At 54.9% G+C, this 12,565-nt stretch carries 11 protein-coding genes and 2 tRNA genes; 10 read left to right on the top strand and 3 right to left on the bottom strand.

Translation table 11 applies throughout. The annotated features are described in order from the left end of the window. The first annotated feature begins 28 nt into the window (after positions 1 to 28). Together WFN75_RS21640 and WFN75_RS21635 are read left to right on the top strand one after the other, a co-directional pair. A tRNA-Asp gene (locus WFN75_RS21640) sits at positions 29 to 105 on the top strand. Between the two features lie 51 nt (positions 106 to 156). Further along, positions 157 to 232, top strand: a tRNA-Trp gene (locus tag WFN75_RS21635). Between the two features lie 101 nt (positions 233 to 333). On the opposite strand, the gene hdfR is transcribed toward WFN75_RS21635, so the two are convergent. Beyond that, positions 334 to 1,185 carry an HTH-type transcriptional regulator HdfR gene (gene hdfR, locus WFN75_RS21630; RefSeq protein ID WP_172657828.1) on the bottom strand — a complete coding sequence of 284 codons (852 nt, stop codon included), beginning with the start codon at positions 1,183 to 1,185 and terminating at the stop codon, positions 334 to 336. Positions 1,186 to 1,273: 88 nt separating this feature from the next. Between hdfR and WFN75_RS21625 the strand changes: the two genes are divergently transcribed. Further along, positions 1,274 to 1,612: a DUF413 domain-containing protein gene (locus WFN75_RS21625; RefSeq protein WP_040078058.1), complete on the top strand. Its 339-nt coding sequence runs from the start codon at positions 1,274 to 1,276 to the stop codon at positions 1,610 to 1,612. 24 nt (positions 1,613 to 1,636) lie between these two features. On the opposite strand, the gene WFN75_RS21620 is transcribed toward WFN75_RS21625, so the two are convergent. Beyond that, positions 1,637 to 3,157 (bottom strand): YifB family Mg chelatase-like AAA ATPase, encoded by a 1,521-nt coding sequence (locus WFN75_RS21620; protein WP_212478628.1) that lies wholly within the window; start codon positions 3,155 to 3,157, stop codon positions 1,637 to 1,639. 341 nt (positions 3,158 to 3,498) lie between these two features. Between WFN75_RS21620 and ilvL the strand changes: the two genes are divergently transcribed. From ilvL to ilvA, 6 genes are all read left to right on the top strand, one after another. Further along, positions 3,499 to 3,597: an ilv operon leader peptide gene (gene ilvL, locus WFN75_RS21615; protein WP_040090233.1), complete on the top strand. Its 99-nt coding sequence runs from the start codon at positions 3,499 to 3,501 to the stop codon at positions 3,595 to 3,597. Positions 3,598 to 3,736: 139 nt separating this feature from the next. Further along, positions 3,737 to 5,383 carry an acetolactate synthase 2 catalytic subunit gene (gene ilvG, locus WFN75_RS21610; protein WP_212478627.1) on the top strand — a complete coding sequence of 549 codons (1,647 nt, stop codon included), beginning with the start codon at positions 3,737 to 3,739 and terminating at the stop codon, positions 5,381 to 5,383. Continuing rightward, positions 5,380 to 5,643, top strand: a complete 264-nt coding sequence (gene ilvM / locus WFN75_RS21605; protein ID WP_040078062.1) for an acetolactate synthase 2 small subunit — start codon at positions 5,380 to 5,382, stop codon at positions 5,641 to 5,643. The genes ilvG and ilvM overlap by 4 nt, the downstream gene beginning before the upstream one ends. Positions 5,644 to 5,660: 17 nt before the next feature. Beyond that, the gene (gene ilvE, locus WFN75_RS21600; RefSeq protein ID WP_263616960.1) at positions 5,661 to 6,590 is read left to right on the top strand and encodes a branched-chain-amino-acid transaminase; all 930 of its coding nucleotides are present in this window, start codon (positions 5,661 to 5,663) and stop codon (positions 6,588 to 6,590) included. A gap of 60 nt (positions 6,591 to 6,650) precedes the next feature. Further along, positions 6,651 to 8,501: a dihydroxy-acid dehydratase gene (gene ilvD, locus WFN75_RS21595; RefSeq protein ID WP_040078064.1), complete on the top strand. Its 1,851-nt coding sequence runs from the start codon at positions 6,651 to 6,653 to the stop codon at positions 8,499 to 8,501. A gap of 2 nt (positions 8,502 to 8,503) precedes the next feature. Beyond that, a complete protein-coding gene (gene ilvA, locus WFN75_RS21590) occupies positions 8,504 to 10,048 on the top strand; it encodes a threonine ammonia-lyase, biosynthetic (protein WP_336996794.1) in 1,545 nt (514 codons plus the stop codon). Here ilvA and ilvY read toward each other — a convergent pair. Then, the gene (gene ilvY / locus WFN75_RS21585) at positions 10,045 to 10,935 is read right to left on the bottom strand and encodes an HTH-type transcriptional activator IlvY (protein ID WP_040078066.1); all 891 of its coding nucleotides are present in this window, start codon (positions 10,933 to 10,935) and stop codon (positions 10,045 to 10,047) included. The two genes, ilvA and ilvY, sit on opposite strands and share 4 nt — an antisense overlap. 152 nt (positions 10,936 to 11,087) lie before the next feature. On the opposite strand from ilvY, the gene ilvC reads away from it, so the two are divergent. After that, positions 11,088 to 12,563, top strand: coding sequence for a ketol-acid reductoisomerase (ilvC, locus tag WFN75_RS21580; protein WP_046886624.1), 1,476 nt, complete (start codon positions 11,088 to 11,090; stop codon positions 12,561 to 12,563). Positions 12,564 to 12,565 lie beyond the last annotated feature (2 nt).

Here is a 12,565-nt window from a genome sequence, read left to right as displayed (position 1 = left end):
AACCCGGTGGTTACAAAAAGAATACGGTGGAGCGGTAGTTCAGTCGGTTAGAATACCTGCCTGTCACGCAGGGGGTCGCGGGTTCGAGTCCCGTCCGTTCCGCCACTTATTCAAATTAAGCCTGCTTTATAAGCAGGCTTAATGGTAAGAAAATTTAGGGGCGTAGCTCAGTTGGTAGAGCACCGGTCTCCAAAACCGGGTGTCGCGAGTTCGAGTCTCTCCGCCCCTGCCATATAAGAATCCTTTGCTACGGCAAAGGATTTTTTTTTGCCTGCAAATCCTCCTCTTTCCCTCGACACAGGCTCTCATTAGCATCCTTGCTAACCCGATTTATTAGTCCATCACGTTGATTTTTAGAAGATCTTTTATCTGCCCTTGCTTATCGCTATTTTGTAGCCAAATAGCATATAGCGGACGCTGAAGCGTCGCCGAATCGGCCACTGTATGTAACCCCGCTTTGGTACTTGCCCATCGTTGCGGCAACCAGGTGCAGCCTTTCAGCAGTGCGAGTTGCTGACAGGCGATTTCTGCCGAACTGGTCGTCAGAAGAGGCACGTCTTCGGCAGTGATCAACCCTGCTTCATGTTGCTGAAAGTCCGGCCCCCACTCTAATCGCAGGTAATTCAGGTCGCTTTTCATGACCGCAGGTTCAGAGGCGTAAAGCGCCAGCGTGAACTGACCAAGTATTTGGCTGCTAAATTCGTCCATTTTCGGTGCTTCGGTGGTGATAAGCAGATCCAGCTGTCTTTCATGGAGTTGCTTAACCAAAGACTGCCGTTGCGCAATGCGCGCCTCAAATTGCAGGTGACCATGTGAACGATAGAGACGGTTAAGCCACGGACTTAACATACACTCCCACAGTGAAGCGCTGGCACCAATAGAGAACTCGTTATGCCGCGACGTATGCGCGACTTCTTTACGCGCAGCCTGCCAAGTATTCATCAACGTCTCAGCATAGGGCAGTAACTTCTCTCCTGCCGTCGTCAGGCGAATGTTATTGCGATGACGAGTGAACAGATTGACGCCCAATTGGTTTTCAAGCTGTCGAATACGAAAGCTGACGGCCGACTGAGTCAGGTAAAGCGCTTCAGCGGCGCGACCGAAGTGTCGCGTTCTGCTTACTTCGAGAAAAGTTTTTAGCAATTCCGTATCCACGGTTTTCTCCGCAAAATAATTTGTCGTTATGATTTAAATGTTTTGTTTTACACTCTGTCAAGCGTAACTAATACTCCGCGCCATAAATAGCTCGGCCAAAGATATAGGAGCGTGTAGGATGGCGGAAAGCTTTACGACTATTAATCGTTTTTTCGACAACAAAAATTATCCACGCGGATTTTCTCGTCATGGTGATTTCACCATCAAAGAGGCACAACTGCTTGAGCGCCATGGTTATGCTTTTAACGAGTTGGATCTGGGAAAACGTGAACCTGCGACTGAAGAAGAGACGCTGTTCGTTGCCGTATGTCGTGGCGAGCGCGAGCCTGTAACAGAAGCGGAACGTGTATGGATCAAGTACATGGCACGTATTAAGCGTCCTAAGCGTTTCCACACCCTGTCTGGTGGCAAGCCACAGATGGAAGGTGCAGAAGATTACACTGATTCAGACGACTAAATGAGAGGGGCTACGGCCCCTTTTTTAGGTCAGCATCTTTTGTAAGTGCTGTAATAATCTGTCGATGGCGCGATAGCCCAGCGCTTCCTGCAGATGCCTTCGTTCAATATTCAAACATTTCTCCAGATCGGCAATCGTGCGTGCGACCTTCAGCAGGCGCTGCCAGGCCCGAACGGAAAGACCGAAGCGAGTAAGCGTCTCCTCCAGCCATTTTGCATCTTCTGCTTCCAGCTGACAAAACCGGCGTATCTCGGCGTTATCAAGATGGGCGTTGAGTTTGTTTTGCCGCGCCATTTGCGTGCCCTGTGCTGCCATGACCCTTTTCCGCACGGTCGCGCTGTCCTCTCCCGTTTTCTGCATCTGGCAAAGCAGCCCTGGCGGCGGCAGGGGGATCTCCAGAGATAAATCAAACCTGTCGAGAAAAGGGCCGGACAGCCGCGACAGATAGCGCAACGTCTGCTCTGGCGTGCAGCGATTGTGTTGACCCTGATAGTGTCCTGTCGGACTGGGATTCATCGCTGCAATCAGCTGAAAACGGGCCGGATACGCTATCTTTGCGCGCGTGCGGGAGATATTGATCTGGCCTGACTCAATAGGCTCTCGCAGGGCATCAAGCACCCGTCGCTCAAACTCTGGCAGCTCATCCAGAAAAAGAATGCCATTGTGAGCCAGCGAAATCTCGCCGGGAGCCGGAATAGAACCACCTCCCACCATGGCCGCCAGCGAGGCGCTATGATGTGGTGCGCGGAACGGGCGCATACGCCACTGCTTATGCAGAGAGCTGGCATTGACGAGACTAATAATCGCTGCGCTTTCCAGGGCTTCATGATTACTCAGCGGCGGTAACAGTCCATTCAGCCGACTGGCAAGCATGGTCTTTCCTGTACCCGGAGGACCAATGAGCAAGAGATTATGCGAGCCAGCCGCGGTGATCTCGAGGGCGCGCTTGCCATGCTCCTGGCCAATAATATCATTGATATCATTTGATTCAGGCTCGGTGGAAAAGGGCACCGGCTCGGGCTCGGCCAGCTGATGTTTCCCTTCCAGGAAGGCGCAGACCTCCTGTAAATGCCCCGCGACCAGGCAGCCTTTCTGCTCGATAAGACTGACTTCTGCTGCATTATCGGTAGCGACGATGATCTCCCGACCAGCATTCAGCGCTGCGATTGCACCGGATATTGCACCTGGAACCCCTCTCAACGCGCCTGTAAGGGCCAGTTCACCCACAAACTCGTAATGACCCAGACGGGGTGCAGAGAGCTGCTCAGATGCAGTGAGAAGCGCAATAGCGATAGGTAAATCGTATCGCCCTCCCTCTTTGGGTAAATCCGCAGGGGCGAGGTTGATGGTAATTTTCTTTGCTGGAAAGGTATAACCGCTGTTGATAATCGCGCTGCGTACCCGGTCTCTGGCCTCCTTAACGGTGGTTTCCGGTAGACCCACCAGAGTCAGCCCCGGAAGCCCATTACTCAAATGCACTTCAACAGAAATGAGCGGCGCTTTTACCCCTAACGCCGCACGCGTATAAACAACCGACAATGACATAGACACCCTCCTTAAAGGTGCACTATGCCATTACGATCGCTGCCAGATTACGGATGATTGCTCTCTTTGCGCGCAAGATTCGTAATTTTTTTTAGGTCGATGCAATGCTTGCAATGCACTGGAACAGCCGCCGCAAAAAGTCATCATTTGTTCTTTTTAAACGAAATTTGGTCAAAAAAATGAAAATAATTCATTTTCTATTTTTGTGATAAAAAACAATGATTTTTAACTAAATTCGTTGTCGCATAAAAAATAGCGTAATAAAAAAATCTTGTGATACAGAGCGAATCTGTGATAACTCTTTAGGTATTCCTTCGAACAAGAAGCTTAAAGAACTAAAAATGACAACCCTTCTACGAGTGATTAGCCTGGTCGTGATTAGCGTGGTGGTGATTATTATCCCACCGTGCGGGGCTGCACTTGGACGAGGAAAGGCTTAAAAATCAAGCCTTAACGAACTAAGACCCCCGCACCGAAAGGTCCGGGGGTTTTTTTATGGCCAAAAAATATAAGTGAGGAGCAGATTATGGGTTTTAGCATAAAATTCTGTTTCTCCCGATTTACGACGGGGAAGTAACTATGAATGGGGCACAGTGGGTAGTACATGCGTTGCGTGCACAGGGAGTCGAGACCGTTTTTGGTTACCCGGGTGGCGCAATTATGCCGATTTATGATGCGTTGTATGACGGCGGCGTGGAACATCTGTTGTGCCGACACGAGCAGGGAGCAGCGATGGCGGCCATTGGTTACGCCCGCTCTACCGGAAAAACCGGTGTTTGCATGGCAACATCGGGGCCTGGTGCAACCAACCTGATCACCGGCCTGGCCGATGCGCTGCTCGACTCCGTTCCCGTTGTTGCTATCACCGGTCAGGTTGCTTCTCCCTTCATCGGTACCGACGCCTTCCAGGAAGTGGATGTGCTCGGGTTATCGCTGGCTTGCACCAAACACAGTTTCCTTGTTCAGTCCCTGGAAGAGTTGCCGCGCGTGATGGCTGAAGCCTTTGAAGTGGCAAATTCCGGTCGACCTGGGCCGGTTCTGGTCGATATCCCGAAAGATATCCAGGTGGCCCTGGGCGATCTGGAACCGCATTTCTCCACCGTTGAAAGCGCCGATGTTTTCCCACACGCCGAAGTGAAAGAGGCCTCTCACATGTTGGCTCAGGCGCAAAAACCGATGCTCTACGTCGGCGGCGGGGTCGGCATGGCACAGGCGGTTCCCGCGCTGCGTGAGTTTCTCGCCGTTACGCAAATGCCGGCTACCTGTACGCTGAAAGGATTGGGCGCTGTCGATGCAGATAATCCGTACTATCTCGGCATGTTGGGCATGCACGGTACCAAAGCGGCGAACCTGGCGGTGCAAGAGTGTGACCTGCTCATCGCTGTAGGGGCCCGTTTTGACGACCGTGTTACCGGTAAGCTGAATACTTTCGCACCTAATGCCAAAGTGATTCATATGGATATCGATCCGGCAGAGATGAACAAACTGCGTCAGGCGCACGTTGCTCTGCAGGGCGACCTCAATGCACTGTTACCGGCGTTGCAGCAACCGCTGAATATCGACGCGTGGCGCCAGCATGCAGCGGATATGCGCCGTGAGCACGCCTGGCGTTACGACCATCCCGGTGACGCCATTTATGCCCCTCTGCTGTTAAAACAGCTGTCGGATCGCAAGCCAGTAGACAGCGTGGTGACGACGGATGTCGGTCAGCATCAGATGTGGTCGGCCCAGCATATGACATACACTCGCCCGGAGAATTTCATCACTTCGAGTGGATTAGGCACGATGGGCTTCGGTCTGCCCGCTGCCGTTGGCGCACAGGTCGCACGTCCAGACGATACTGTTATCTGCATCTCCGGTGATGGCTCGTTCATGATGAACGTGCAGGAGCTGGGCACGGTGAAACGTAAGCAGTTACCGGTCAAGATCGTACTGCTTGATAACCAGCGTTTAGGCATGGTCCGCCAGTGGCAGCAGCTCTTCTTCCAGGAGCGCTACAGCGAAACGACCCTTACCGACAATCCCGATTTCCTTGTTCTGGCCAGCGCGTTTGGCATTCCAGGCCAGCACATCACCCGTAAAGACCAGGTTGAAGCGGCGCTCGACACCATGTTGTCCTGCAAAGGGCCGTACCTGCTTCATGTCTCAATCGACGAGCTTGAGAATGTCTGGCCGTTGGTGCCGCCTGGCGCCAGTAACTCACAAATGCTGGAGAAATTATCATGATGCAACATCAGGTCGCCGTGCAGGCTCGCTTCAACCCGGAAACGTTAGAACGTGTTTTACGCGTGGTTCGCCATCGGGGCTTTCAGATATGCTCGATGAATATGGAAACCGCAACGGATGCACAGAACATAAATATCGAATTGACCGTTGCCAGTCCACGGCCTGTCGAATTACTGTTTAGCCAGCTAAGTAAACTGGTCGACGTCGCGCATGTCGCCATCTGCCAGAGCACAACCACATCGCAACAAATCCGCGCCTGAGCGCAATAGGAAGAAAAATGACCACGAAAAAAGCTGATTACATTTGGTCCAATGGTGAGATGATTCGCTGGGAGGACGCGAAGGTCCACGTGATGTCCCACGCGCTGCACTACGGTACCTCTGTGTTTGAAGGTATCCGCTGCTATGACTCACACAAAGGTCCAGTGGTGTTCCGCCATCGCGAACATATGCAGCGTCTGCGTGATTCAGCCAAAATCTATCGATTCCCTGTTTCTCAAAGCGTTGATGAGCTGATGGAAGCTTGCCGCGCGGTTCTGCGTAAAAACAACCTGACCAGCGCCTACATCCGCCCGCTGGTATTTGTGGGTGATGTGGGTATGGGCGTGAACCCGCCGGCCGGCTATACCACTGATGTGATCATCGCGGCGTTCCCTTGGGGAGCTTACCTGGGCGCAGAAGCGCTAGAGCAGGGGATCGATGCCATGGTCTCCTCATGGAATCGTGTCGCACCCAACACCATTCCGACCGCGGCCAAAGCGGGCGGCAATTACCTCTCCTCTCTGCTGGTAGGCAGCGAAGCGCGTCGCCACGGTTACCAGGAAGGGATCGCACTGGATGTGAACGGCTACATCTCCGAAGGCGCTGGGGAAAACCTGTTTGAAGTGAAAGACGGTATTCTTTTCACGCCGCCGTTTACCTCTTCGGCACTGCCGGGTATCACCCGCGATGCCATTATCAAGCTGGCGCATGATTTGGGGATCGAGGTTCGTGAGCAGGTTCTCTCTCGTGAATCCCTGTACCTGGCGGATGAAATATTTATGTCCGGTACCGCCGCAGAAATTACACCGGTACGCAGCGTTGACGGGATCCAGGTTGGCGAAGGCCGCCGTGGTCCGGTGACCAAGCGTATTCAGGAAGCGTTCTTTGGTCTCTTCACCGGCGAAACAGAAGATAAATACGGTTGGTTGGATCAGGTTAATCCATAAGCATCACTATGGGACGGCACGCACCGTCCCATTTACAAGATAGACGGGAGTAAATAAAGCATGCCTAAGTATCGTTCCGCCACCACCACCCACGGCCGCAACATGGCTGGTGCCCGCGCGCTGTGGCGCGCCACCGGGATGACCGACGCCGATTTTGGAAAACCGATTATCGCCGTGGTGAACTCTTTTACCCAGTTCGTTCCGGGTCACGTACACCTGCGCGATCTCGGTAAACTGGTCGCCGAACAGATCGAAGCTGCGGGCGGTGTGGCGAAAGAGTTCAATACCATCGCCGTCGATGACGGTATCGCGATGGGCCACGGGGGCATGCTCTATTCATTGCCGTCGCGTGAGCTGATTGCCGACTCGGTTGAGTACATGGTGAATGCCCACTGTGCCGACGCCATGGTCTGTATCTCTAACTGTGACAAAATCACCCCAGGGATGCTGATGGCCTCCCTGCGCCTGAATATTCCAGTGATCTTCGTCTCTGGCGGCCCAATGGAAGCCGGTAAAACCAAGCTTTCCGACAAAATCATCAAGCTTGACCTTGTTGATGCCATGATTCAGGGCGCGGACCCGAAAGTCTCTGACGAGCAGAGCGATCAGGTAGAACGTTCGGCCTGTCCGACCTGTGGCTCCTGTTCAGGTATGTTCACCGCGAACTCCATGAACTGTCTGACCGAAGCGCTTGGCCTGTCCCAGCCGGGTAACGGCTCGCTGCTGGCGACCCACGCCGATCGTAAACAGCTGTTCCTTAATGCGGGTTCACGTATCGTTGAGCTGACTAAACGCTACTACGAGCAGGACGACGCCAGCGCACTGCCGCGCAACATCGCCAGTAAAGCGGCGTTTGAAAATGCCATGACGCTCGATATCGCCATGGGTGGCTCCACTAACACCGTTCTGCACCTGCTGGCTGCCGCCCAGGAAGCCGAAATCGACTTCACCATGAGCGATATCGATAAGCTTTCCCGCAAAGTGCCACAGCTGTGTAAAGTGGCGCCAAGTACCCAGAAATACCATATGGAAGACGTCCACCGCGCGGGCGGGGTTCTCGGTATCCTCGGCGAGCTGGATCGCGCCGGGTTGATGAACCGCGACGTGAAAAACGTGTTGGGGCTGACGCTGTCAGAGGCGCTGGAACAGTACGACGTGATGCTGACCAAAGATGAGGCGGTGAAAAAGATGTTCCGCGCAGGGCCGGCGGGTATCCGTACCACGCAGGCCTTCTCGCAGGATTGCCGCTGGGATACGCTGGATGACGATCGCGCAGAAGGCTGTATCCGCTCGCTGGAGCACGCCTACAGCAAAGACGGTGGGCTCGCGGTGCTCTACGGTAACTTTGCAGAAAACGGCTGTATCGTAAAAACCGCAGGCGTGGACGACAGCATCCTTAAATTTACCGGTCCTGCCAAAGTCTACGAAAGCCAGGACGAGGCAGTAGACGCTATCCTCGGTGGCAAAGTCGTAGAAGGCGACGTGGTCGTTATCCGTTACGAAGGGCCAAAAGGCGGTCCGGGTATGCAGGAGATGCTCTACCCAACCACCTTCCTGAAATCTATGGGGCTTGGCAAAGCCTGCGCGCTGATCACCGACGGTCGTTTCTCCGGCGGGACGTCCGGGCTCTCTATCGGCCACGTGTCACCAGAAGCGGCAAGCGGCGGCAACATCGCGATCATTGAGGATGGCGATCTGATTGAAATCGACATCCCGAACCGCGGTATTCAACTGAAGCTGAGCGATCAGGAGATTGCTGCACGTCGTGAAGCGCAAGAAGCTCGCGGTGAGAAAGCCTGGACGCCGAAAGATCGTCAACGCGAAGTCTCCTTTGCTCTGCGTGCTTACGCGACCCTGGCCACCAGTGCAGATAAAGGCGCAGTGCGCGATAAATCGAAACTCGGGGGCTAATGATGGCCGACTCACAACCCCTGTCTGCCGCCCCCGAGGGGGCGGAATATCTCCGGGCGGTGCTACGCGCACCGGTCTATGAAGCCGCGCAGGTCACGCCGCTGCAGAAGATGGAAAAGATCTCTTCGCGCCTCGATAACGTGATTCTGGTGAAGCGTGAAGATCGGCAGCCGGTGCACAGCTTTAAGCTGCGGGGCGCTTACGCCATGATGGCCGGGCTAACCGAAGAGCAAAAAGCGCGTGGTGTGATCACCGCTTCGGCGGGTAACCATGCCCAGGGGGTTGCGTTCTCTGCGGCGCGTCTGGGTTTGAAAGCCTTGATTGTGATGCCTGTGGCAACCGCTGACATCAAAGTCGATGCCGTACGTGGCTTCGGTGGCGAGGTGTTGCTGCACGGTGCGAATTTCGATGAAGCGAAAGCCAAAGCGATTGAACTGGCACAACAGCAGGGTTTTACCTGGGTCCCGCCGTTCGACCATCCGATGGTGATTGCCGGGCAGGGTACGCTGGCGCTTGAGCTTTTGCAGCAGGATGCCCACCTCGACCGCGTTTTCGTGCCGGTAGGCGGTGGCGGACTTGCGGCAGGCGTGGCGGTGCTAATCAAACAGCTAATGCCACAGATCAAAGTGATTGCCGTTGAAGCGGAAGACTCGGCCTGCCTGAAAGCGGCGCTGGAGGCCGGACATCCCGTTGACCTGCCGCGGGTCGGGCTGTTTGCCGAAGGCGTGGCGGTGAAACGCATCGGGGATGAAACGTTCCGTCTCTGCCAGGAGTATCTCGACGACATCATCACCGTCGACAGCGATGCCATCTGCGCAGCGATGAAAGATCTGTTCGAGGATGTGCGTGCGGTGGCGGAGCCGTCCGGCGCGCTGGCGCTGGCGGGGATGAAAAAGTACATCGCCCAGCACAACATTCGCGGGGAACGTCTGGCTCACGTGCTCTCGGGCGCTAACGTCAACTTCCACGGTTTGCGCTACGTTTCCGAACGCTGCGAGCTGGGTGAGCAGCGTGAAGCGTTACTGGCGGTGACCATTCCGGAAGAGCAGGGGAGCTTCCTCAAGTTCTGCCAGCTGCTGGGTGGCCGCGCGGTGACGGAGTTTAACTACCGTTTTGCCGATGCGAAAGACGCCTGCATTTTTGTTGGTGTTCGCCTGAGCCGGGGTCTGGAGGAGCGCAAAGAGATCCTCAACCTGTTGCATGAAGGTGGCTACAGCGTAGTGGATCTTTCTGACGATGAAATGGCCAAGCTGCACGTGCGCTACATGGTGGGCGGGCGTCCATCGAAGCCGCTGCAGGAGCGTCTGTACAGTTTCGAATTCCCGGAATCGCCCGGCGCGTTGCTGAAGTTCCTGCATACGCTGGGCACGCACTGGAACATTTCGCTATTCCACTACCGCAGCCATGGCACCGACTATGGCCGCGTGCTGGCGGCGTTTGAACTGGGTGAGCACGAGCCGGATTTCGAAACCCGTCTGAACGAACTTGGTTATGACTGTCATGACGAGACCCATAACCCGGCGTTCCGCTTCTTCCTGGCGGGTTAACTGCCCGGCAGTAATTTCCAGAACGCATCAATAAGCGGCTCATGCAGCCGCTTTTTTTGTGCGCACACGCCAAGTTCGAACGGCGTTTTTTCATCGCTGCGTTCGAGAATCATCACGCGGTTGCGCACCGGCTCCGGGCTGTTTTCCAGCACCACTTCCGGCAGCAGCGCCACGCCGCAGCCTAATGCCACCATTGAGACCATTGCCTCGTGGCCGCCCACCGTGGCGTAAATCGACGGATTGCTGATTTTTTGCCGACGGAACCAGAGTTCGATGCGACGACGCACTGGCCCCTGGTCGGCCATGATAAACGGCACCGTTGACCAGTCGGGTTTTTCCACCGATACCTGATTTCGCACCGGACACGGCAGCGCCGGTGCAATCAACACCACGGCCAGGTTCTCGAGCATTGAGAATGCCACCGCGCCCGGCAGGGTTTCCGGTTTGCCGGCGATCGCCAGATCGGCCTCACGGGTCACCACTTTTTCCATCGCATCGGCCGCATCGCCGGTGGTGAGTTTGATCTCTACCGAAGGGTGTTCAGCGCGAAAGCGATCCAGAATGGGGGGCAGATGACTGTAAGCCGCGGTCACAGAACAGAAAATATGGAGTTCGCCCGAAAGTGACGGGCCCTGCTGATCAATGGTGTGTCGCAGTTGCTGATACTGTAATAACGTCTGCTGAGCAAAAACGCGCAGCTCTTCGCCCGCTTCCGTGAGCGTAACGGTGCGATTATCGCGTACAAACAGCGGCTGGCCGAGATCCTCCTCCAGACGCTGGATCTGGCGCGAGAGCGTGGAGGGGCTGACGTGCATCGCCCGCGCGCTGCGGCCAAAGTGGCGGCTTTCCGCCAGATGGAGAAACATTTTCAGATCGCGTAAATCCATTGATTTCACCCGCCCTTTTTACATTGCAGATATTGCAACGTGACGTTGTGAATATATCAATTTCCGCAATAAATTTCCTGTTGTAATGTGGGTACATTCTCGCTGAACAGCGAACCGAACAATAAGACACACAACATCACGAGGTATCACCCATGGCTAACTACTTTAATACACTGAATCTGCGCCAACAGCTGGCGCAGCTGGGCAAATGCCGCTTCATGGCGCGCGATGAATTTGCTGATGGCGCAAGCTACCTTCAGGGTAAAAAAGTGGTCATCGTCGGCTGTGGCGCACAGGGCCTGAACCAGGGTCTGAACATGCGTGACTCCGGTCTGGATATCTCCTACGCCCTGCGTAAAGAAGCGATTGCTGAGAAGCGTGCCTCCTGGCGTAAAGCGACCGAAAATGGCTTCAAAGTGGGTACCTACGAAGAGCTGATCCCGCAGGCGGATCTGGTGGTTAACCTGACGCCAGACAAACAGCACTCCGACGTAGTGCGTTCCGTGCAGCCGCTGATGAAAGATGGCGCAGCGCTGGGTTACTCCCACGGCTTCAACATCGTTGAAGTGGGCGAGCAGATCCGTAAAGACATCACCGTCGTGATGGTGGCACCGAAGTGCCCGGGTACCGAAGTACGTGAAGAGTACAAGCGTGGTTTCGGCGTACCGACGCTGATCGCCGTTCACCCGGAAAACGATCCGAAAGGCGAAGGCATGGCGATTGCGAAGGCATGGGCAGCGGCTACTGGCGGCCACCGTGCGGGCGTGCTGGAATCCTCCTTCGTTGCAGAAGTGAAATCTGACCTGATGGGTGAGCAGACCATTCTGTGCGGTATGCTGCAGGCCGGTTCTCTGCTCTGCTTCGACAAGCTGGTGGAAGAGGGTACCGACCCGGCATACGCTGAGAAACTGATTCAGTTCGGCTGGGAAACCATCACCGAAGCGCTGAAACAGGGCGGTATCACCCTGATGATGGACCGTCTGTCTAACCCGGCAAAACTGCGTGCTTATGCGCTGTCTGAACAGCTGAAAACCATTATGGCACCGCTGTTCCAGAAACATATGGACGACATCATCTCCGGTGAGTTCTCTTCCGGCATGATGGCTGACTGGGCAAACGACGACAAAAACCTGCTGACCTGGCGCGAAGAGACCGGTAAAACTGCCTTTGAAACCGCTGCACAGTTCGAGGGTAAAATCAGCGAGCAAGAGTACTTCGATAAAGGCGTTCTGATGATCGCGATGGTGAAAGCGGGTGTTGAACTGGCGTTCGAAACCATGGTGGATTCCGGCATCATCGAAGAGTCAGCGTACTATGAATCGCTGCACGAACTGCCGTTGATTGCGAACACCATTGCCCGTAAGCGTCTGTACGAAATGAACGTGGTTATCTCTGATACCGCCGAGTACGGTAACTATCTGTTCTCCTACGCCTGCGTACCGCTGCTGAAAGAGTTTATGACTACCCTGCAGACAGGGGATCTGGGCAAAGCGATTACCGAAGGCGCGGTAGATAACGCCCAGCTGCGTGATGTGAACGAAGCGATTCGCAGCCACGAGATCGAGAAAGTGGGCCAGAAACTGCGTGGCTACATGACCGACATGAAGCGTATTGCTGTCGCGGGCTGATA

Origin of the sequence: Leclercia sp. UBA7405, from assembly GCF_037152215.1 — a bacterium.
Classification (GTDB): Bacteria; Pseudomonadota; Gammaproteobacteria; order Enterobacterales; family Enterobacteriaceae; genus Enterobacter; species Enterobacter pneumoniae.
The sequence above is the reverse complement of the archived record's forward strand: the minus strand, read 5'-3'. Positions and strand labels throughout refer to the sequence as shown.

Bases quoted from the DNA above. Each gene is read 5' to 3' on its own strand.
- WFN75_RS21625 (WP_040078058.1), top strand. From the start codon at position 1,274: ATGGCGGAAAGCTTTACGACTATTAATCGTTTTTTCGACAACAAAAAT.
- WFN75_RS21620 (WP_212478628.1), bottom strand. From the start codon at position 3,157: ATGTCATTGTCGGTTGTTTATACGCGTGCGGCGTTAGGGGTAAAAGCG.
- ilvL (WP_040090233.1), top strand. From the start codon at position 3,499: ATGACAACCCTTCTACGAGTGATTAGCCTGGTCGTGATTAGCGTGGTG.
- ilvG (WP_212478627.1), top strand. From the start codon at position 3,737: ATGAATGGGGCACAGTGGGTAGTACATGCGTTGCGTGCACAGGGAGTC.
- ilvM (WP_040078062.1), top strand. From the start codon at position 5,380: ATGATGCAACATCAGGTCGCCGTGCAGGCTCGCTTCAACCCGGAAACG.
- ilvE (WP_263616960.1), top strand. From the start codon at position 5,661: ATGACCACGAAAAAAGCTGATTACATTTGGTCCAATGGTGAGATGATT.
- ilvD (WP_040078064.1), top strand. From the start codon at position 6,651: ATGCCTAAGTATCGTTCCGCCACCACCACCCACGGCCGCAACATGGCT.
- ilvA (WP_336996794.1), top strand. From the start codon at position 8,504: ATGGCCGACTCACAACCCCTGTCTGCCGCCCCCGAGGGGGCGGAATAT.
- ilvY (WP_040078066.1), bottom strand. From the start codon at position 10,935: ATGGATTTACGCGATCTGAAAATGTTTCTCCATCTGGCGGAAAGCCGC.
- ilvC (WP_046886624.1), top strand. From the start codon at position 11,088: ATGGCTAACTACTTTAATACACTGAATCTGCGCCAACAGCTGGCGCAG.